Consider the following 18,394-nt stretch of genomic DNA (forward strand, 5'->3'; position numbering starts at 1 on the left):
AACTCTTGCCCGAATTAGAATTTGGAGACCCATAATGAAACCAATCCTACCGAACTATAGTGATTCTGGTGTATTGATCATCGGTGACGTCATGCTTGATCGTTACTGGTATGGCCCTACTGGACGCATTTCCCCAGAAGCCCCAGTTCCTGTAGTAAAAGTAGAAAATAACGAGGAGCGTCCAGGCGGTGCAGCTAACGTAGCAATGAACATTGCTTCTTTGGGCGGCCATGCGCATATCGTAGGTTTAACTGGGATTGATGAGCCTGCCAAAGTGCTCAATGAGACGCTGTCTGCACTGAAAGTAAAGTGTGACTTTGTGGCTCTGCCAAACTATCCAACTATTACTAAACTTCGTGTTTTGAGCCGTGGTCAGCAGCTGATTCGCCTAGATTTCGAAGACAAATTTGAAAATACCGATGCCGAGCTGATTTTAGACCGTATGGAACAGGCATTGCCAAAAGTGAAGTCGGTTGTTCTGTCTGATTATGCGAAAGGTGCATTGGAGCACGTTCAGCAGTTTATTCAGAAAGCACGTGCTGCCAAGGTTCCTGTGTTTATTGACCCTAAAGGCGCAGACTTTGAACGCTACCGTGGTGCGACATTACTGACTCCAAACATGGCAGAATTTGAGCTGGTTGTGGGTAAGGTAAAATCTGAAGAAGAACTGGTCGAGAAAGGCTTAGCGCTGATTGAAGAGTTCGACTTTGAGGCACTGTTGGTGACGCGCAGTGAACACGGTATGACATTACTACGCCGCGGTCAGGAGCCGTTCCACCTGCCAACTCTTGCCAAAGAGGTCTATGACGTTACAGGTGCCGGTGATACTGTGATTTCTGTCCTTGCTGCGTCAGTTGCTGCGGGTAAACCGCTTGATGAAGCTTGTGCATTGGCAAATGCAGCCGCAGGTGTCGTGGTTGGTAAGCTGGGTACATCAACGGTATCAACCATTGAATTGGCGGAAGCGGTTCATGGTAGTCAAGACACTGATTTTGGTGTCATCACTGAACAGGCTCTGATTGAAGCGGTCAAGAACGCACAATCGAAGGGCGAGAAGGTAGTGATGACCAATGGTTGCTTCGACATTCTGCACGCTGGACACGTTTCTTACCTGAACCATGCTGCTGAATTGGGTGACCGCCTGATTGTCGCTGTGAACACGGATGAATCTGTTAAGCGTTTGAAAGGCCCTGGTCGTCCGGTTAACCCAACAGATCGCCGTATGGCGGTTCTGGCTGGTCTTGGTGCGGTTGATTGGGTTGTCCCGTTTGGCGAAGAAACGCCTCAACGCCTGATTTCAGAAGTATTGCCAGACATGCTTGTGAAAGGCGGTGATTACAAGCCTGAAGAGATTGCGGGTGGTAAAGAAGTGATTGCCAATGGAGGTGAAGTTAAAGTACTTAACTTTGAAGATGGTTGCTCAACGACTGAGATCATTGATGCCATCAAAGGTGGCAAAGGCTAAAGGCACATTCGGCAGAGTGTTATTAAGCTCTGCCTGAATCAAAGTTTGCTCATAAGTTGTTACCATTTTAGTCACAGCTGACAAAGAAAAAACAAAAAATGGAGCCAATTGGCTCCATTTTTCTTTCTTCATCTCGGTGATTACTCTTCTAAATCACCACAGAATCGGTAACCTTCACCATGAATTGTCGCGATGATTTCTGGCGTACCAGAGACTGACTCAAAGTGCTTACGGATACGACGGATAGTCACATCGACAGTACGGTCATGTGGCTTAAGCTCACGACCAGTCATCTTCTTAAGCAGGTCAGCACGTGTCTGGATCTTGCCAGGGTTTTCACAGAAGTGAAGCAGGGCACGGAACTCAGAACGTGGTAGCTTGTAGCCATCGCCACTTGGGCTAACCAGTGAGCGACTATTGATATCCAATACCCAGCCGTTGAATTCGTATTTCTCAACGCTACGTTTCTCTTCCGTTGCTACACTGGTGCTCATCGAGCGGTTTAGCAGGTTACGAGCACGGATAGTGAGTTCGCGTGGGTTGAACGGCTTAGTAATGTAGTCGTCTGCACCGATCTCAAGACCAAGGATCTTGTCGACTTCGTTGTCACGACCAGTCAGGAACATTAATGCCACATTTGCTTGCTCACGCAGTTCACGTGCAAGCAGAAGGCCATTTTTACCTGGAAGGTTGATGTCCATAATAACCAGATTTACCTGGTTGTCAGACAACACCTGGTGCATCTCTTCACCGTCACTGGCCTCGAAAACAGCGTATCCCTCTGCTTCAAAAATACTCTTTAGAGTGTTACGAGTTACTTGCTCATCTTCAACAATAAGAATGTGCGGGGTTTGCATTGGCGGTACCTAAACTTGTGAAAAAATTGTGCTAATAGAATAAATTCTAGGCAAAAACCTAACATACAGGTAATGTGATGTTGATAATAAACCAAAGACTGTAAAAATACATTGTTTCTTTGGTTGCCCGCCTTCCTTGGTCCCAATTCGCTTCTTGAGGTCCCTTTTCCTCACACGTTCTATTAGTCTTTGAGGCGGATTCTATAATGTTAACAGCATGCTAACAACGTCAGAATGTTAATTCCATGCACTTTGTTGATTTATATCAAGAGTTCGAATGTAACAAATATTAATAGTCTAAAACAAATGTAAAACTGTGGTTTATATGATGGTTGATGCACAACTTTGGCAAGAATATTCAGACCCTTACTTCAAATTCATTCGCTCGCCGAGCTGTCATCAGTTTGCCATTATCACGGCGTGGAACCCCGCCAGTCAGTGGCAGTCCAAACAACAAAATCAGCGAAATAATCGCTACTTAGTTCAAGAATTTAGCCATACTTACTTTGTTGAAGTGTTAGTGGGAGATGAAAGTTTCGGTTGGGCTGAAGAGAGTTTCGCCGTCGATATTGATGAGCTACAGGCACTAGAGCTAGGGCGTAAATATCAGCAGAACGCGATTTACTATGTTGATGGTAATGAGCTGTTTTTACTCTCCTGTCTGGCTGACAAAGCGAAAGTCAGTTTAGGTGAGTGGAAGTATCGATGCAGATAAGAAATTAAAGCCATATTCATGGAGGAAAAATGAAAGATATAACACCGGATATATGTGATAAACATGAAGATAAAGTAACGTCGTTGGATTTGCCCCTACACACTTTTGGTAACAAAAGTGCATTCTGGGGAGAAATTGTCACGGTGCGCTGCTATCACGATAACTCCAAAGTGAGAGAAACCTTAAGCCAGGACGGTAAAGGCAAAGTGCTGATCGTCGATGGGCATGGTTCCTGCCAAAAAGCCTTGCTTGGTGATCAATTGGTGATCCTAGCGATTGATAACAATTGGGAAGGCGTAATTGTTTATGGTGCGATCCGTGATGCAGCTGCAATGGCGGAAATGGAACTGGGAGTCAAGGCGCTCGGAACCAGCCCATTTAAAACGGAAAAGCGTGGGGCGGGTGATACGAATGTGACTTTGACGATACACAACCAAATGATCCAGCCTGGCGACTACGTCTACGCCGACTGGAATGGAGTGTTAACCTCTACAGAATTGTTGGATTGGAGTTAGAAGCGAAAGCCGATACCGACTTCCAGCTCTTGTTGCCACTCTTGATGTTCGAGAGTGGCATGGAGATCGAGATTTTCAGTCAATCTCATGCGACTTGAAACTTCTGCGGCAATGACTTTATCCGTCCCCTCTGCCGTGTTTTCTTCGTTGTAAGAATGCAGGGTACTTTTTACCGAGACTCTTGGCGTTATCTGATAGCTTACACCACTTAAAAATCCACTTTCGTTGGTATTACTCCCTTGATTAACACGGGCTCCTACATACAAATCAATGTTATCAAACACATTATAAGAGTAACCGCCATCAATCTTCCAAGTATCAAAGTCGTGTTGATCGGTCTCACTGGAGAGGAATAGCTTATGTGGGGATGCTTTTTGCTGTGATGGTAAAGCAGGGAGCTCTGTAGCCACTGACGAGCACGCAACAAGAGTAAGCAAAAGGCTTAGTGTTTTTTTCATTTGCCACTCCTTGGTCGTTATTTATCCACTGCAAGATCAATTAAAGCATAAAACAAAAGCACTGGGAGAATCTTTTTCAGCTAAAACTGGATCTAATTAATATGCACTCTGACTCATTTTGTTTTCTGATGAGATAACTTATTGAACTGGCTCACAGAAGCCAATTAGGCCGAAGTGTAAACAAAAAATAAAAACTTTTCGTTGACTCATGCTAAACAAATAGGTTAAACGTATGGGTAAGCAAACACACAATCGCAACAAAATTAAACTATGCAAAACCACAGCCACCTAGTAATGACCACAACCATTATTATTACCGACATTACACATGTTGGGGCAGGCTGCTAAGCGAAAGAAATTCAAAAAAAAGGCCTGTATCCCACAAGATACAGGCCTTTTTTTATAACTAAATTTACAGATATTTGGAGGAAGGGATGCGTGTTTTAAAGTTTGGAGGCTCATCATTAGCAGATGCTGATCGTTTTTTACGAGCAGCAGATATTATTGCTAATAATGCTCAGCAGGAAGAGGTTGCTGTTGTTCTCTCTGCACCAGGTAAAACAACCAATAAACTGGTTGCCGTTATTGATGGAGCGTTGAAAAATGGTGAGGCCGAGCTGCAAATCGCTGAGTTGGAAGACTCTTTCCGCGATCTGTATCAGGATATCAAACAAGTCCTGCCTAACATTGATGGTTCAGGCTATGACAACCAAGTAAAAACATCTCTGACTCAACTGCGTCAGTTTGTGCACGGTATTAACCTGCTGGGTATGTGTCCAGATAACGTCAATGCTCGTATCATTAGTAAAGGTGAGCGTGTATCCATTCAGCTTATGAAAGCGGTATTGGAAGCAAAAGGCCAACCCGCTAGCCTGATTGATCCAGTTAAATACCTTTATGCGAACGGTGAACACTTAGAGGCTATGGTTGATGTTGAGGTCTCTACTCAGAATTTCCGTCAAAATCCACTGCCTAAAGGCCACGTCAATATCATGCCTGGCTTTACTGCAGGTAATGAAGAGGGCGAACTTGTCACTCTAGGTCGCAACGGCTCTGACTACTCGGCTGCAGTATTAGCAGCGTGTCTGCGTGCTGATTGCTGCGAAATTTGGACAGATGTCGATGGCGTCTACAACTGTGACCCACGCCTGGTTGATGATGCGCGTCTACTGAAATCACTTAGCTATCAGGAAGCGATGGAGCTGTCTTACTTTGGCGCTTCCGTACTTCATCCTAAAACTATTGCTCCGATTGCCCAATTCCATATCCCATGTCTGATCAAAAACAGCTTTAACCCACAAGGAGCGGGCACGTTAATCGGCCAAGATACTGGGGAAGACAAGCTTTCCATTAAGGGTATTACCACGCTGAGCGACCTGACTATGGTCAATGTTTCAGGTCCTGGTATGAAAGGCATGGTAGGAATGGCGAGCCGCGTCTTCGGTGCCATGTCTTCAGCGGGTGTCTCAATTGTGTTGATCACTCAGTCTTCTTCCGAGTACAGCATCAGTTTCTGTATTGAAGCGGAAGATAAAGCCATCGCTCAGCAAGCTCTCAGCGACTCGTTCGAGTTGGAGCTCAAAGATGGTCTTCTTGAGCCAGTTGAGTTTATGGACGATGTAGCCATTGTTACTCTGGTTGGTGATGGTATGCGCACTTCTCGCGGCGTCGCATCTCAGTTCTTCTCATCTTTGGCAGAAGTGAACGTTAACATCGTGGCTATCGCCCAAGGCTCATCGGAACGTGCGATTTCTGCTGTGATCCCCGAAGATAAGATTTCTGAAGCGATCAAAGCGTGTCATGAGAACCTGTTTAACTCTAAACACTTCTTGGATGTATTTGTGGTTGGTGTAGGCGGCGTTGGTGGTGAGCTGGTGGATCAAATTCAGCGTCAGCAAGCGAAACTGGCGGAAAAAGGCATCATTCTAAGAGTTTGTGGTTTGGCGAATAGCAAGGGGCTACTGCTCGATAGTGAAGGTCTGCCTTTAGAGCACTGGCGTGACCGCATGAACGACGCAACTGAAGAGTTTAGCCTCGCGCGATTGATTTCTCTCGTCCAGCGCAACCACATTATCAACCCAGTGCTGGTGGATTGTACCTCTTCGGAATCTATCGCTAACCAATATGCGGATTTCTTGGCAGCGGGCTTCCACGTTGTCACACCAAACAAAAAAGCCAACACGGCGAGCATGGCCTATTACCATCAGCTGCGCGATATTGCCCGTAGTTCACGTCGCAAGTTAATGTATGAAACAACAGTTGGCGCTGGCCTACCAGTGATCGAAAACCTGCAAAATCTTATCTCCGCAGGGGATGAACTTGAGCGCTTTAGCGGAATTCTTTCTGGTTCGCTGTCCTACATCTTCGGTAAGCTTGATGAAGGTATGACGCTAAGTCAGGCAACCAATATTGCTAAAGATAATGGCTTTACCGAGCCAGATCCACGTGATGATCTGTCTGGTATGGATGTCGCTCGTAAGCTACTAATTCTTGCACGTGAAGCCGGCATGAATTTAGAACTGGAAGATGTGATTGTTGATCAAGCATTACCACCAGGTTTTGATGATTCAGGCAGCGTAGATGAGTTCATGGAACGATTGCCTGAGGCGGATGCGTACTTTCAAGAGTGGTCTGCCAAGGCTGCGGAAGATGGCAAAGTGCTACGTTATGTTGGAGAAATCAATGATGGCCAATGTCGTGTTAGCATTGCTGCCGTTGATGAAAATGATCCTATGTTCAAGATCAAGGATGGTGAGAACGCATTGGCCTTCTACAGCCGTTACTATCAGCCAATTCCACTGGTATTGCGTGGTTATGGTGCGGGTACAGAAGTAACTGCTGCTGGGGTATTCTCAGATGTGATGCGTACTTTAGGATGGAAACTAGGGGTTTAAAACGAATGAGTAGTGGTATGGATGTGGTGGTTTACGCCCCAGCGTCAATAGGTAACGTGAGTGTTGGTTTTGATGTGCTCGGTGCTGCGGTATCGCCTATTGATGGCACCTTGCTTGGTGACCGAGTGATGGTGAAAGCTGGAAACGAGTCTTTTAGCCTCAAAACAGCGGGCGATTTTGTTTCCAAGCTACCGGAAAACCCTAAAGAAAATATCGTTTATGATTGTTGGCAAGTGTTCGCCAGAGAGCTAGATAAGAAAGGCGTGACTCTGTTACCTCTTGAAATGACGCTTGAGAAGAACATGCCGATCGGTTCTGGGTTAGGCTCCAGTGCCTGCTCTATTGTCGCGGCTCTGGATGCGTTAAACCAGTTCCATGGTAATCCGTTGGATAAAACTGAGCTATTGGCATTAATGGGTGAGATGGAAGGGCAGATATCTGGTGGCGTACATTACGACAATGTCGCACCATGCTATCTGGGTGGTGTTCAACTAATGCTTGAAGAGCTCGGCATCATCAGTCAGGAAGTGCCATGTTTTGATGACTGGTACTGGGTAATGGCGTACCCGGGTATTAAGGTATCAACGGCGGAAGCTCGTGAGATCCTACCATCTCAATATCGTCGTCAGGATATCATTGCTCATGGTCGACACTTGGCCGGCTTTATCCATGCTTGCCACTCGAACCAGCCAGAGCTGGCGGCTAAGATGATCAAAGACGTGATCGCTGAACCGTATCGTGAGAAACTGCTACCGGGCTTTGCTGATGCACGTAAATATGCGGCAACAGCAGGCGCTCTGGCGACGGGCATTTCAGGAAGTGGCCCGACGCTGTTTAGTATTTGCAAAGATAAAGATGTCGCTGAGCGAGTTGCTCGCTGGTTAGAACAAAATTACGTACAAAACCAAGAAGGATTCGTCCATGTTTGCCGATTAGACAAGCAGGGCTCGAAAGTAACAGGAAGTGAGCTATGAAGCTTTACAATATAAAAGAAAATGATGAACAAGTTTCCTTTGGCCAAGCCGTTCGCCAAGGGTTAGGCCGTAATCAAGGTCTGTTTTTTCCATCGGAATTGCCGAAATTTGATGATGTTGATGCGCTGCTAGCAGAAGACTTCGTCTCTCGTAGCACTAAAATTTTGTCAGTGTTGATTGGTGATGAGCTGAGTGAAGATCAAGTTAACTCTATGGTTGACGCGGCGTTTCAGTTCCCTGCACCAATCAATCAGGTTAAAGATGGTGTCTATGCCTTAGAGTTGTTCCATGGTCCAACTCTAGCCTTTAAAGACTTCGGTGGTCGCTTTATGGCGCAATCTCTTGCGGCGGTATCAGACGGCGGCAAGATTACTATTCTGACCGCAACCTCTGGCGACACTGGTGCAGCCGTGGCACACGCTTTCTACGGTATGGAAGACATCAATGTTGTGATTCTTTACCCGAAAGGCAAGATCAGCCCACTGCAAGAGAAGCTATTCTGTACGCTTGGTAACAATATTCACACCGTAGCGATCGATGGTGACTTCGATGCTTGTCAGGCACTTGTTAAGCAAGCTTTCGATGACGCGGCATTGCGTGAAGAAATTGGTCTAAACTCTGCAAACTCAATCAACATCAGTCGTTTGATGGCGCAAATCTGTTATTACTTTGAAGCTGCAGCGCAAATGAGTAAAGAGCAGCGTGAGAATCTTGTTGTGTCAGTGCCAAGTGGTAACTTCGGTAACTTAACCGCTGGTCTATTGGCGAAAGCGCTGGGTCTGCCAATTAAACGCTTTATTGCTGCAACGAACGCCAACGATACTGTGCCACGTTACCTAGAGACAGGTAATTGGGAGCCAAAACCAACAGTTGCGACGACATCGAATGCGATGGATGTAAGCCAGCCAAACAACTGGCCGCGCATCGAAGAGCTATGCCGCGTGAAAGAGTGGGGACTGGAGACATTAGGTAAAGGTGCGGTTTCTGATGAGCAAAGTGCGCAGTCAGTGAAAGATTTGCACTCGCTCGGTTACCTATGTGAGCCACACGGTGCCATTGCATACCGCGTCCTGGAAGAGCAATTACAAGAAGGCGAAACGGGTCTATTCCTTTGTACGGCTCACCCTGCGAAATTCAAAGAAGTCGTGGATGAGATTTTGGACTCCGACATTGATTTGCCAGGTCCGCTGGCAAAACATGCCGCGATGGAACTGCTTTCTGAAGATCTTGCCAATGACTTTGACTTGCTGAAAGACGTTCTGCGTCGAGTTCAAAAGTAATTTGTCACTGAAAGCAAAAAGGTCACCTCGGTGACCTTTTTTTGTGTGCCTTGAGCGTTTTAATTAACGATTGAGCGCAAATGTTGGTAGAGACAAGTGCCAGCGAATCGCGCCTAGGCGAATCAACAAAGTAGAAAAGACACCGGCTAAGAATGCAGTGTCAGGATCATGTCCCATCGCCAGCGCTGTGGTGTGGAATACCCCGCCAATAATACACGCCGTGGCATAGACTTCACTTCTTAGTACCATTGGGACTTCCCGAGCGAGTACATCACGGATGATACCGCCGCCACACCCGGTAATCACACCCATGATGATCGCAACCAGTGCTGAATCCTGATAGGCCATGGTTTTATCAACACCAATACCAACAAACACCGCAAGACCTATTGCATCACATACTGGCAAAATCCACCAAGCTAAGCGTTTAGGGCGGCGAACAATGATCATCGTTAGCAGACAGGTGATCAAGATGGTCCACAAATAGTTTGTGTCAGTAATCCAGAATACTGGGGTGGCACCTAATGCCATGTCACGAATTGTACCGCCTCCAATAGCGGTTACGCTGCCAAGTACGGCAACACCAAAAGGGTCCATTTTGAGTCGGCCGGCAAGCAGCACTCCTGAGACAGCGAAAATGGCGGTGCCGAATAAATCGACACTGTATAGCAGCATGGAATCCACGGGATTAATATCTCTTACAAATGCTCAGTGATCCTGAGGAATAAAAACGACGGCGGATTGTATGGTATCAGAGCTAAGCAGTGTTAGCGATTTTGCCTGACGGTTTCGAAGTGCTCACAAACTTCTTCGATTGCATTCAGCGTTCTGGGGGTCGGTCGGTTGAGCCAGTCTGAATTCAGTGACCAGACGTATCCGTTTTCAACCGCAGACAACTGTTTTTTCCAGTCCAGCCAAGGGTTCCCTTTTGCGATGGCATGCTCTGAGGTAAAGATGACTTCTGGGTTACTTAATACCACTTGTTCAGTGCCAACTTGTGGGTAGGGTGCGGCACTTTGTTCAAACACATTCTCACCACCACAAAACGAAAATACTTCGCTTGGCCAATTCCCTTTTGCAACGGTAATTATCGGCTGTTCGCTAAGCTGATAGAAATACCTTACTGGGATGTCCGTTTGATAGCGCTGCTTAAATTTCGCAAGCTGATTTCTGTATTGTTTCGCTGCACTGAGTCCGACAGAAGGATCTTGCGAATATTGACTTAATTGTTCGATGTTGTTGGCAATGTCATCCAGTGAGCTGGTGGTCGAGTAGTAAATGTTGATACCAAATTGCTTCAGCTTTTCCAATTCTCTAGCAGGGTTACCGGCAGGCCAAGCGATCACAAGATCAGGCTGGAGCGCAATAATACGTTCGAGCTTTATACCTTGGTAGTTGGAGACTTTTTCAAGCTTTGTTGCCTGTTCAGGGTAATCGCTGTGTTCACTGACTGCGATCAGTTTGTCACCCAACCCCGCAGCAAATGCCATTTCGGTCGCGTGAGGGGCCAAGCTAATAACGCGTTCCACGGGAGCTGCGTTAACCAGCGCGGAAACCAGTAATGTAATGAAGGTAAGCAGCCGTATCTGCATTTAGATTCCTTGATAAATGAGGCCCATGATAGCGCTTTGTACCATGATCCAGGCGAACATTCGCCATGCCAGCAGGCGCTGTACTTGAGCTATATGTATGGCAGACGGCGCAATTCGGCCTCCCAGCTTGCTGCGAACCGATTTTTTGCCGTCATAAATAGCAGGTCCACCGAGAGAAAGCTCTTGTTTCGCACCGACGGCGATGATCAACCATGATGGGCCCGGTAGCGGCCAAGTCGCTGCTTGTTGCTTAAGCAGAGCCCACACTTCGCTGGTTCTGTTTCCCAATGCAATCATAACGGCGAATAAGCGTAATGGGATGTAATCCAAAACGGCGACAGCTCGAATGACAGGGAGGCCAAAAGGTGAAAACTTCTCGCGTGAGGGTGACCAGGCTCGAGCTAGTTCTACCGTCATACGATAAATGAAGGCGCCAATCCCGCCTGTAATGGCGTACCAAAATAGCACTGCGACCACATTGCGACCGTATGACATGATGAGGGTTTCTGTGCCCGCTTTGCCTAAGCCGAGAAGAGACAACGACTCGGTGGAGCGATTCACCATGGGCTTGAGTAGCATTTTAGCGTGCTCTTTATCTTCTCTGGCCAGTGCTTCGACAAAATGGGCGGTGAATTTATCGGTATTGCGCCAGTCTATAGCGAGTAATAACAACGCAAGCTCAAACAGCTGGGCTTGCCACACCAACGGCTTTAACGCGATTAAAACAGCGAGCATAGGGACGATCATCAGCAACCAAGCCAGAGTGCCTGAGATCATGCTTTGTGAATAACTGGAATTGGTATTGACCTTGTCGGCCAGTTGCTCAGCAAATTTGTGCCATAAAATTGCAGGGTGTGCTTCACGGGGAAAAGGGAGGATAAGATGAAACAACAAAGCGCCCCATAACACTAGGAGCGCTCCGTTTGAGTATAACTGATTAAAAAGTTCTTCCATGAGTATCAGCCACTCGCTATTGATTATGCTTTAAGCAACTCAACCATTTTGAAGACCATTTCAGAAGAGCTCTTCGCTGCAAGAGGCAAGAACTCTTCGAAACTCATTGGTGACTCTTTGTCAGCTACGTCTGAAATAGCACGCACAACAACAAACGGTACTTTAAATTGGTGACAGGCTTGAGCAATTGCAGAAGCTTCCATTTCAACGGCAATCACCGATGGAAAATGTTGGCGGATAAACGCTTGACGCTCAGCGGTGCAGACAAACGTATCACCAGTACAAATCAGACCTCGTACAGCGTGCTTGTCTTCCATTTGTGACAGTGCTTTTTCCGCTACGTCCATCAGCTTCGCATCCGCAGTGAAAGCTGCAGGTTGCCCTGCCATTTGACCAATTTCATAGCCAAATGCCGTTACATCCGCATCGTGGTGACGAACTTCTGTGGAAATAACCACATCACCTAAATTCAATGTAGAATCAAAGCCACCTGCGGAACCTGTATTGATGACAACATCTGGTTGGTATTCATCAAGCAATACTGTGGTGCCTACTGCTGCTGCCACTTTACCGATACCAGATTGAAGTAGGACTACGTCTACACCGTTCAGTTGACCAGAGAAGAAAGTGCAACCCGCTTTTGATACTTCTTTGCAGTTTTCAATAGCTTGCTTAAGAATAGAGACTTCTTGCTCCATTGCACCGATGATGCCGATTTTCATAAGGAATCCTGTTATTTCAGATAGGTAGCTTTTAATCCGCTAAGTGTAACAGAAAAGGGCAATAACGGAATGGACTTCGTCTCCGCCTCTCGTGCGAAGTGCGCAAATACCTATTGCTTAAGCAACGAGCATCCCCTATAATTCGCGCTCCTCGTGTCGGCTGAATCAGAGATTGGCTGGCACAACGTTTAACCTACTCTTATTAGGAGAGAATTATGTCTCTGAATGCAGAAACTAAAGCAGCAATCGTTGCAGATTACGCACGTGGCGAAGGCGACACTGGTTCACCAGAAGTACAAGTAGCTCTACTTACAGCTTCTATCAACCACCTACAAGGTCACTTCAAAGCGCATAAAGGCGATCACCACAGCCGTCGTGGTCTTCTACGTATGGTTTCTCGTCGTCGTAAACTTCTAGATTACCTAAAAGGTAAAGATCTAGATCGTTACCACGACCTAATCAAGCGTCTAGGCCTACGTCGCTAATTAGCGACTGCATAGAGCAGTTTGTCAGAAAAGGGGCTTTTTGCCCCTTTTTTGTTGCCTAAATTTAGCCAAATCTGTTTTATCCCGTTATAATACGCACGCCCATACTCATGTTGTTTGAGTATTAAAAGCAAAAACTCATTGCATTACAGTCAACCTCGTCGACCAAAAGGTCGCGACTATTAAAAATGACATTGCCTCTCCTTAAGTTTCGGATAGCAACAGTGCGTTTTTACTAGTCGCGATTTGTAGTGCCTTGAGTGTCAATTAACACTATCTGAGCCCCATTTGGATGCCTCAGAAACAAGGAATAACAATGTTCGAAAAACCAGTTGTTAAAACGTTCCAGTACGGTAACCACACGGTTACTCTAGAAACTGGCGTTATTGCACGTCAAGCTACAGCAGCAGTTATGGTGACAATGGACGATACTGCGGTATTCGTATCTGTTGTAGGTAAAAAAGAAGCGGTAGAAGGTCAAGACTTCTTCCCTCTAACGGTTAACTACCAAGAGCGTACTTACGCTGCGGGTAAAATCCCTGGTGGTTTCTTCAAACGTGAAGGTCGCCCTTCTGAAGGTGAAACGCTAACGGCTCGTCTAATCGACCGCCCAATCCGTCCACTTTTCCCGGATGCATTCAAAAACGAAGTTCAAGTTATCGCGACAGTTGTATCTGTAAACCCAGACGTTCAACCTGACATCGTAACTATGATCGGTACATCAGCGGCACTGGCTATTTCTGGTATCCCGTTCAATGGTCCTATCGGTGCAGCACGTGTTGGTCACATCGACGGTCAACTTGTTCTTAACCCAAGCAACACTGAACTAGAAACGTCTAAGCTAGACCTAGTTGTTGCGGGTACTGAAGGCGCTGTTCTTATGGTTGAGTCAGAAGCTGACAACCTAACTGAAGAAGAGATGCTATCTGCTGTTGTTTACGGTCACGATCAACAGCAAGTTGTGATCAATGCGATCAACGAATTCAAAGCTGAAGTTGCTACTCCTGCTTGGGATTGGGTTGCTCCAGAAGAGAACACAACGCTTGTAAACAAGATCGCTGAACTTGCTGAAGCTAAGCTAGTTGAAGCTTACCAAATCACTGAGAAGATGGCTCGTTACGACCGCATCCACGAGATTGCTGGTGAAGTAAACGAAGTTCTTCTTGCTGAAGATCCAGAAGCAAACACAAAAGAAATCCACACTATCTTCCACGATCTAGAGAAGACAGTGGTACGTCGCAGCATCATCGCTGGTAACCCACGTATCGACGGTCGTGAAAAAGATATGGTTCGTGCGCTAGACGTACGTACTGGTGTTCTTCCACGTACTCATGGTTCATCACTATTCACTCGTGGTGAAACTCAGGCGCTTGTAACTGCGACTCTAGGTACGCAGCGCGATGCTCAGATCATCGACGAGCTAACTGGTGAGCGTAAAGATCACTTCCTACTACACTACAACTTCCCTCCATACTGTGTAGGTGAGACTGGTTTTGTAGGTTCTCCTAAGCGTCGTGAAATCGGCCACGGTAAACTAGCTAAGCGCGGTATTGCTGCAGTAATGCCATCTGTAGACGAATTCCCATACACAGTACGTGTAGTATCAGAAATCACAGAATCTAACGGTTCTTCTTCAATGGCTTCTGTATGTGGTACGTCTCTAGCGCTTATGGATGCCGGTGTTCCAATCAAGTCTTCTGTTGCGGGTATCGCAATGGGTCTTGTTAAAGAAGGCGACGATTTCGTTGTTCTTTCTGACATCCTTGGTGACGAAGACCACCTAGGTGACATGGACTTTAAAGTAGCAGGTACTAACACTGGTATTACTGCACTTCAGATGGATATCAAGATCGAAGGTATCACTAAAGAGATCATGCAAATTGCTCTTAACCAAGCGCAAGGTGCACGTAAGCACATCCTATCTGTAATGGATGAAGCTATCTCTGGTGCTCGTGAAGATATCTCTGAGTTCGCTCCGCGTATTCACACAATGAAGATCAGCGCAGAGAAGATCAAAGACGTTATCGGTAAAGGTGGTGCAGTTATCCGTGCTCTAACTGAAGAGACAGGTACAACTATCGAAATCGAAGACGACGGTACAATCAAGATTGCTGCAACTGAAGGTACAGCTGCGAAAGAAGCAATCCGTCGTATTGAAGAGATTACTGCAGAAGTTGAAGTTGGCCGCATCTACACAGGTAAAGTTGCTCGTCTAGCTGACTTCGGTGCATTCGTAACAATCCTTCCTGGCAAAGATGGTCTAGTACACATATCTCAAATCGCTGACAAGCGCGTTGAGAAAGTGTCTGACTACCTAGCTGAAGGTCAAGAAGTTCAAGTTAAAGTTCTTGAAATCGACCGTCAAGGCCGTGTTCGTCTAAGCATGAAAGAAGCAGTTGAAAAGACTGAAGAAGCATCTGCTGAAGAGAAACCAGCAACAGACGCATAATGCGATATCGCTAAGTGGGCTGGTTTGGTGAATTAGCCTATTTTGCTAAAAGCATGTTATAAAGGGAGCACTACGCTCCCTTTTTTAATGCGGCCGATACTGAGCAGCGGGCTCAGCAACAGGAGTACTTATTTGTGAAATGGTTTCAAACCGCAACACTTAGTTTAGCGTTATTGGTGACGGCAGGTTGTGCCACTACATCAAATAACAGTGCTGAGTGGCTTTACCCACCAATGGCTGTGCCGTTGCAAGCAAGCGTTCAGCAAGAAGTGCAGATCGCTCGTTTGAGTCAGTTACTTCAACGTCAGGATCTTCCTAAAGAAGTCCGAGCTAAAATGCTTTATGAGCGTGGCAACTACTACGACAGTGTAGGCCTGCGTGACTTGGCCAGATTAGACTACAATCAGTCACTGTCGCTTAACCCTACGCAGCCAGATCTGTTTAACTTACTGGGCGTTTACTTCACTCAGGTCGGAGAGTATGACGCTGCCTATGATGCGTTTGACTCTACTTTGGAACTTGACCCTGCAAACTCCTATGCTGCCCGTAATCGTGCGATCGCATTGTATTACGGTGGTCGTATCGATCTTGCATTAGAAGATATGACAGAGCATTACCAAGAAGATACGGCAGACCCTTTCCGAGCGCTTTGGTTATATATTGTTAAATCGGAAAAAGATCCTCAGGCAGCCGCTGCAGAGCTAATGTCCCGTTATGAGCAACGTGACGAACAGTGGGGCTGGGTGCTAGTGGCAATCACTTTAGGTGAAATCTCGGAAGATGAAGCCTTCAAAGCGATCTTAGTCGGTACACGCGACAATACCTTGTTAGCGCAACGTCTAACAGAAGCCTATTTCTACCTAGGCAAGCGTTACCAGAGCCAAGGTGACTACGCGAGCGCGATCTCCCTCTACAAACTCGCTATTTCGTTTAATGTGTATGAGTACGTTGAGCATCGTTATTCGTTCTTGGAATTGACCCGAATTTACAATGAGGTCAAAGAAGAACAGTTAGCCAAAAAGGCTCAGGATCAACAACAAGCCTCCAACTGAACCAATATTGAATGATAAAGCCGCTGCCTCGCAGCGGTTTTTTATTGCCATCTATTTCTACTGACACTAAAATAGTTAGCCTTGCTAACTAATTAGACTGAGATTTTATGGCTCTGGAAAATTGTCTGATTGAATTGGAACGTTTTTGTGCCAAAGCGTGGCGAGTGCATGCTAAAGAAGACCCTTTATCTCTATTGAGTTTTAACGAGTATGACTACTTGAGGGTTATCGAAGAATTTCCTGAGGGAATTCGCATCACTGACCTAGCCAATGAGATGAAAGTAACCAAACCGTCCGCGTCGAATATGGTCGCGCGGTTGCAAAAGAAAGGATTGGTTTCACGTATCTCTTGTCTGCAGGATGCACGTTCAAAGCGAGTCATACTGAGTGAGCAGGTGTTAAAGGATTTATCGAAAGAACAGTTAGTTTATCAGCATATTGCGCAAGCAATGAGCAACAAACTGACGGAACAAGAAGCAGGGCAGCTTGTATCTCTGTTGGAAAAGTCACTAAAAGGCTAACGGATTCAACAATTTTCAATTTAACTATTTAGTTAGCCTGGCTAACTTATGGTGAGAGAAATGCAAACTTCCATATATAAACAGTTTTGGAAATACACAATTCCAACCGTCGCTGCCATGCTGGTCAATGGCTTTTATCAGGTGGTCGATGGTGTATTTATTGGTCGCTATGTTGGCGCTGATGGGCTCGCAGGAATCAATGTTGCTTGGCCTGTGATTGGCTCAATTCTAGGAATTGGTATGCTGGTGGGCGTGGGTACCGGGGCGATGGTGTCGATTCGTCAAGGTGAAAAAGACGCACTAGGCGCGAAACAAACTCTGGCGACAGGTTTGGTGCTCTTACTGGCGTTAACTCCTGTGGTGTCTGGGTTACTGTTTTTCTTCGCTGATGATTTCTTGCGTTGGCAAGGGGCTGAAGGACGTGTGTTTGAGTTGGGATTACAGTATCTGCATATCCTGATAGGTGCCAGCGTATTCACCCTTGGCTCGATTGCCATGCCATTTTTGCTACGCAATGATGACAGCCCAAATTTGGCGACTATGTTGATGGTTGTAGGAGCGCTAATCAACATTGTGCTCGACTACCTATTTATTGCTTGGCTAGGTTGGGAGCTGACTGGTGCGGCGATTGCGACTGGAATTGCTCAGATGGTTGTGACCTTATTGGGAGTGGGGTACTTCTTCTCACAAAGAGCCAAACTTCGCCTACGAATTCATGAGCTTAAACTTAAGTTAGCGCTAGTGCCTCAGATATTTTCCATCGGTACATCCAGCTTTTTTATGTACGCCTATGGTTCGATGATGGTGGCGTTGCACAATAGCTTGTTTGCTCAATACGGCGATCAGCTCTTGATTGGTGCTTATGCTATTTTGGGCTATATCGTCACAGTGTATTACTTGACTGCTGAGGGTATCGCTAACGGTATGCAACCGCTGGTAAGTTATAATCATGGCGCACGTCATCAGGCCAATATTCGCAAATTACTCAAAGTGGCGATGGTCAGCTCGGTGGTCATCGGTATGGCGTTTGTTCTTTTGCTGAATATCTTCCCACGCGAATTTGTCTCTGTATTTAACTCAACGGATACTCAATTGGTCGATAATACGATTCTTGGTATTCGATTACACATGTTTGCACTTGCGTTGGATGGATTCCTTGTGGTTGCCGGAGCCTACTATCAGGCGATCAATAAAGGCAGCAAAGCCATGTTTGTCACCATAGGTAATATGCTGATTCAGCTACCTTTCTTGTTCATAATGCCTAAGCTGATGGGTGTGCCGGGCATTTGGATTGCTTACCCGCTGTCAAACATCGCGTTGAGTATTGTTGTGGCGATGATGCTATTAAAAGACATTCGACGTTATAACGTACAACCACCAGAGCAAGCTTTGGCATAACATGTAAACATTACTTTAAATGGAATCCGGTATAGGTAAGGCTTGTACCGGATTTTTCTTATC

At 46.2% G+C, this 18,394-nt stretch carries 19 protein-coding genes and 1 other annotated feature; of the genes, 12 read left to right on the forward strand and 7 right to left on the reverse strand.

Going from position 1 to position 18,394, the window contains the following annotated elements:
• Positions 1-34: 34 nt before the first annotated feature.
• Positions 35-1,465, forward strand: coding sequence for a bifunctional D-glycero-beta-D-manno-heptose-7-phosphate kinase/D-glycero-beta-D-manno-heptose 1-phosphate adenylyltransferase HldE (hldE, locus tag FIU99_RS02655; protein WP_006957771.1), 1,431 nt, complete (start codon positions 35-37; stop codon positions 1,463-1,465).
• On the opposite strand, the gene FIU99_RS27285 is transcribed toward hldE, so the two are convergent.
• Together FIU99_RS27285 and arcA are read right to left on the reverse strand one after the other, a co-directional pair.
• Positions 1,421-1,597: a hypothetical protein gene (locus FIU99_RS27285; RefSeq protein ID WP_006957770.1), complete on the reverse strand. Its 177-nt coding sequence runs from the start codon at positions 1,595-1,597 to the stop codon at positions 1,421-1,423. The two genes, hldE and FIU99_RS27285, sit on opposite strands and share 45 nt — an antisense overlap.
• 8 nt (positions 1,598-1,605) lie before the next feature.
• A complete protein-coding gene (gene arcA, locus FIU99_RS02660; protein WP_152471991.1) occupies positions 1,606-2,322 on the reverse strand; it encodes a two-component system response regulator ArcA in 717 nt (238 codons plus the stop codon).
• Positions 2,323-2,647: 325 nt separating this feature from the next.
• On the opposite strand from arcA, the gene FIU99_RS02670 reads away from it, so the two are divergent.
• Positions 2,648-3,037, forward strand: coding sequence for a DUF3293 domain-containing protein (locus FIU99_RS02670; RefSeq protein WP_006957768.1), 390 nt, complete (start codon positions 2,648-2,650; stop codon positions 3,035-3,037).
• A 29-nt stretch (positions 3,038-3,066) separates the two neighbouring features.
• The gene (locus tag FIU99_RS02675) at positions 3,067-3,552 is read left to right on the forward strand and encodes a putative 4-hydroxy-4-methyl-2-oxoglutarate aldolase (protein WP_006957767.1); all 486 of its coding nucleotides are present in this window, start codon (positions 3,067-3,069) and stop codon (positions 3,550-3,552) included.
• Here FIU99_RS02675 and FIU99_RS02680 read toward each other — a convergent pair.
• Positions 3,549-4,010: a hypothetical protein gene (locus FIU99_RS02680; RefSeq protein WP_006957766.1), complete on the reverse strand. Its 462-nt coding sequence runs from the start codon at positions 4,008-4,010 to the stop codon at positions 3,549-3,551. The genes FIU99_RS02675 and FIU99_RS02680 overlap by 4 nt on opposite strands.
• 270 nt (positions 4,011-4,280) lie before the next feature.
• Between FIU99_RS02680 and thrL the strand changes: the two genes are divergently transcribed.
• From thrL to thrC, 4 genes are all read left to right on the forward strand, one after another.
• Entirely contained in the window at positions 4,281-4,358 is a 78-nt protein-coding gene (gene thrL, locus FIU99_RS27735) for a thr operon leader peptide (RefSeq protein ID WP_080555901.1), read from the forward strand.
• Positions 4,294-4,413: a sequence feature (Thr leader region), on the forward strand. Its footprint overlaps the gene before it by 65 nt.
• 31 nt (positions 4,414-4,444) lie before the next feature.
• On the forward strand, positions 4,445-6,904 hold the full coding sequence (gene thrA / locus FIU99_RS02690; protein ID WP_006957765.1) for a bifunctional aspartate kinase/homoserine dehydrogenase I: 2,460 nt from the start codon (positions 4,445-4,447) through the stop codon (positions 6,902-6,904).
• Positions 6,905-6,921: 17 nt separating this feature from the next.
• Entirely contained in the window at positions 6,922-7,878 is a 957-nt protein-coding gene (gene thrB, locus FIU99_RS02695; protein WP_006957764.1) for a homoserine kinase, read from the forward strand.
• A complete protein-coding gene (gene thrC / locus FIU99_RS02700) occupies positions 7,875-9,158 on the forward strand; it encodes a threonine synthase (protein ID WP_006957763.1) in 1,284 nt (427 codons plus the stop codon). Before thrB ends, thrC begins: the two co-directional genes overlap by 4 nt.
• A 63-nt stretch (positions 9,159-9,221) precedes the next feature.
• Here the strand turns inward: thrC and FIU99_RS02705 are convergent, their stop codons facing one another.
• The 4 genes from FIU99_RS02705 to mtnN form a co-directional block, all read right to left on the reverse strand.
• Positions 9,222-9,842, reverse strand: coding sequence for a TRIC cation channel family protein (locus FIU99_RS02705; protein ID WP_029236075.1), 621 nt, complete (start codon positions 9,840-9,842; stop codon positions 9,222-9,224).
• Between the two features lie 83 nt (positions 9,843-9,925).
• On the reverse strand, positions 9,926-10,750 hold the full coding sequence (gene btuF, locus FIU99_RS02710) for a vitamin B12 ABC transporter substrate-binding protein BtuF (RefSeq protein WP_006957761.1): 825 nt from the start codon (positions 10,748-10,750) through the stop codon (positions 9,926-9,928).
• Entirely contained in the window at positions 10,751-11,704 is a 954-nt protein-coding gene (locus tag FIU99_RS02715) for a cobalamin biosynthesis family protein (RefSeq protein WP_039951231.1), read from the reverse strand.
• A gap of 23 nt (positions 11,705-11,727) precedes the next feature.
• Positions 11,728-12,426 carry a 5'-methylthioadenosine/S-adenosylhomocysteine nucleosidase gene (mtnN, locus tag FIU99_RS02720; protein WP_006957758.1) on the reverse strand — a complete coding sequence of 233 codons (699 nt, stop codon included), beginning with the start codon at positions 12,424-12,426 and terminating at the stop codon, positions 11,728-11,730.
• A 215-nt stretch (positions 12,427-12,641) separates the two neighbouring features.
• Here mtnN and rpsO point away from each other — a divergent pair, with 215 nt between their 5' ends.
• From rpsO to FIU99_RS02745, 5 genes are all read left to right on the forward strand, one after another.
• Entirely contained in the window at positions 12,642-12,911 is a 270-nt protein-coding gene (gene rpsO, locus FIU99_RS02725; protein WP_006957756.1) for a 30S ribosomal protein S15, read from the forward strand.
• 316 nt (positions 12,912-13,227) lie between these two features.
• A complete protein-coding gene (gene pnp, locus FIU99_RS02730; RefSeq protein WP_006957755.1) occupies positions 13,228-15,360 on the forward strand; it encodes a polyribonucleotide nucleotidyltransferase in 2,133 nt (710 codons plus the stop codon).
• 134 nt (positions 15,361-15,494) lie between these two features.
• The gene (nlpI, locus tag FIU99_RS02735) at positions 15,495-16,412 is read left to right on the forward strand and encodes a lipoprotein NlpI (RefSeq protein ID WP_006957753.1); all 918 of its coding nucleotides are present in this window, start codon (positions 15,495-15,497) and stop codon (positions 16,410-16,412) included.
• 107 nt (positions 16,413-16,519) lie between these two features.
• Complete coding sequence (locus tag FIU99_RS02740; RefSeq protein WP_006957751.1) at positions 16,520-16,933, forward strand: MarR family winged helix-turn-helix transcriptional regulator; 414 nt, start codon at positions 16,520-16,522, stop codon at positions 16,931-16,933.
• A gap of 60 nt (positions 16,934-16,993) precedes the next feature.
• Complete coding sequence (locus tag FIU99_RS02745; protein ID WP_006957749.1) at positions 16,994-18,331, forward strand: MATE family efflux transporter; 1,338 nt, start codon at positions 16,994-16,996, stop codon at positions 18,329-18,331.
• Positions 18,332-18,394: the final 63 nt, after the last annotated feature.

The sequence above is a fragment of the Vibrio sp. THAF64 genome (genome assembly GCF_009363455.1).
Taxonomy (GTDB): domain Bacteria; phylum Pseudomonadota; class Gammaproteobacteria; order Enterobacterales; family Vibrionaceae; genus Vibrio; species Vibrio coralliilyticus.

What these genes read in the sequence shown, in the direction of transcription:
- rpsO (WP_006957756.1), top strand. Translation starts at nt 12,642, where the DNA reads ATGTCTCTGAATGCAGAAACTAAAGCAGCAATCGTTGCAGATTACGCA.
- hldE (WP_006957771.1), top strand. Translation starts at nt 35, where the DNA reads ATGAAACCAATCCTACCGAACTATAGTGATTCTGGTGTATTGATCATC.
- FIU99_RS02675 (WP_006957767.1), top strand. Translation starts at nt 3,067, where the DNA reads ATGAAAGATATAACACCGGATATATGTGATAAACATGAAGATAAAGTA.
- FIU99_RS02670 (WP_006957768.1), top strand. Translation starts at nt 2,648, where the DNA reads ATGATGGTTGATGCACAACTTTGGCAAGAATATTCAGACCCTTACTTC.
- mtnN (WP_006957758.1), bottom strand. Translation starts at nt 12,426, where the DNA reads ATGAAAATCGGCATCATCGGTGCAATGGAGCAAGAAGTCTCTATTCTT.
- arcA (WP_152471991.1), bottom strand. Translation starts at nt 2,322, where the DNA reads ATGCAAACCCCGCACATTCTTATTGTTGAAGATGAGCAAGTAACTCGT.
- FIU99_RS02680 (WP_006957766.1), bottom strand. Translation starts at nt 4,010, where the DNA reads ATGAAAAAAACACTAAGCCTTTTGCTTACTCTTGTTGCGTGCTCGTCA.
- FIU99_RS02745 (WP_006957749.1), top strand. Translation starts at nt 16,994, where the DNA reads ATGCAAACTTCCATATATAAACAGTTTTGGAAATACACAATTCCAACC.
- btuF (WP_006957761.1), bottom strand. Translation starts at nt 10,750, where the DNA reads ATGCAGATACGGCTGCTTACCTTCATTACATTACTGGTTTCCGCGCTG.
- FIU99_RS02715 (WP_039951231.1), bottom strand. Translation starts at nt 11,704, where the DNA reads ATGGAAGAACTTTTTAATCAGTTATACTCAAACGGAGCGCTCCTAGTG.
- FIU99_RS27285 (WP_006957770.1), bottom strand. Translation starts at nt 1,597, where the DNA reads ATGAAGAAAGAAAAATGGAGCCAATTGGCTCCATTTTTTGTTTTTTCT.
- pnp (WP_006957755.1), top strand. Translation starts at nt 13,228, where the DNA reads ATGTTCGAAAAACCAGTTGTTAAAACGTTCCAGTACGGTAACCACACG.
- thrB (WP_006957764.1), top strand. Translation starts at nt 6,922, where the DNA reads ATGGATGTGGTGGTTTACGCCCCAGCGTCAATAGGTAACGTGAGTGTT.
- thrA (WP_006957765.1), top strand. Translation starts at nt 4,445, where the DNA reads ATGCGTGTTTTAAAGTTTGGAGGCTCATCATTAGCAGATGCTGATCGT.
- thrC (WP_006957763.1), top strand. Translation starts at nt 7,875, where the DNA reads ATGAAGCTTTACAATATAAAAGAAAATGATGAACAAGTTTCCTTTGGC.
- FIU99_RS02740 (WP_006957751.1), top strand. Translation starts at nt 16,520, where the DNA reads ATGGCTCTGGAAAATTGTCTGATTGAATTGGAACGTTTTTGTGCCAAA.
- thrL (WP_080555901.1), top strand. Translation starts at nt 4,281, where the DNA reads ATGCAAAACCACAGCCACCTAGTAATGACCACAACCATTATTATTACC.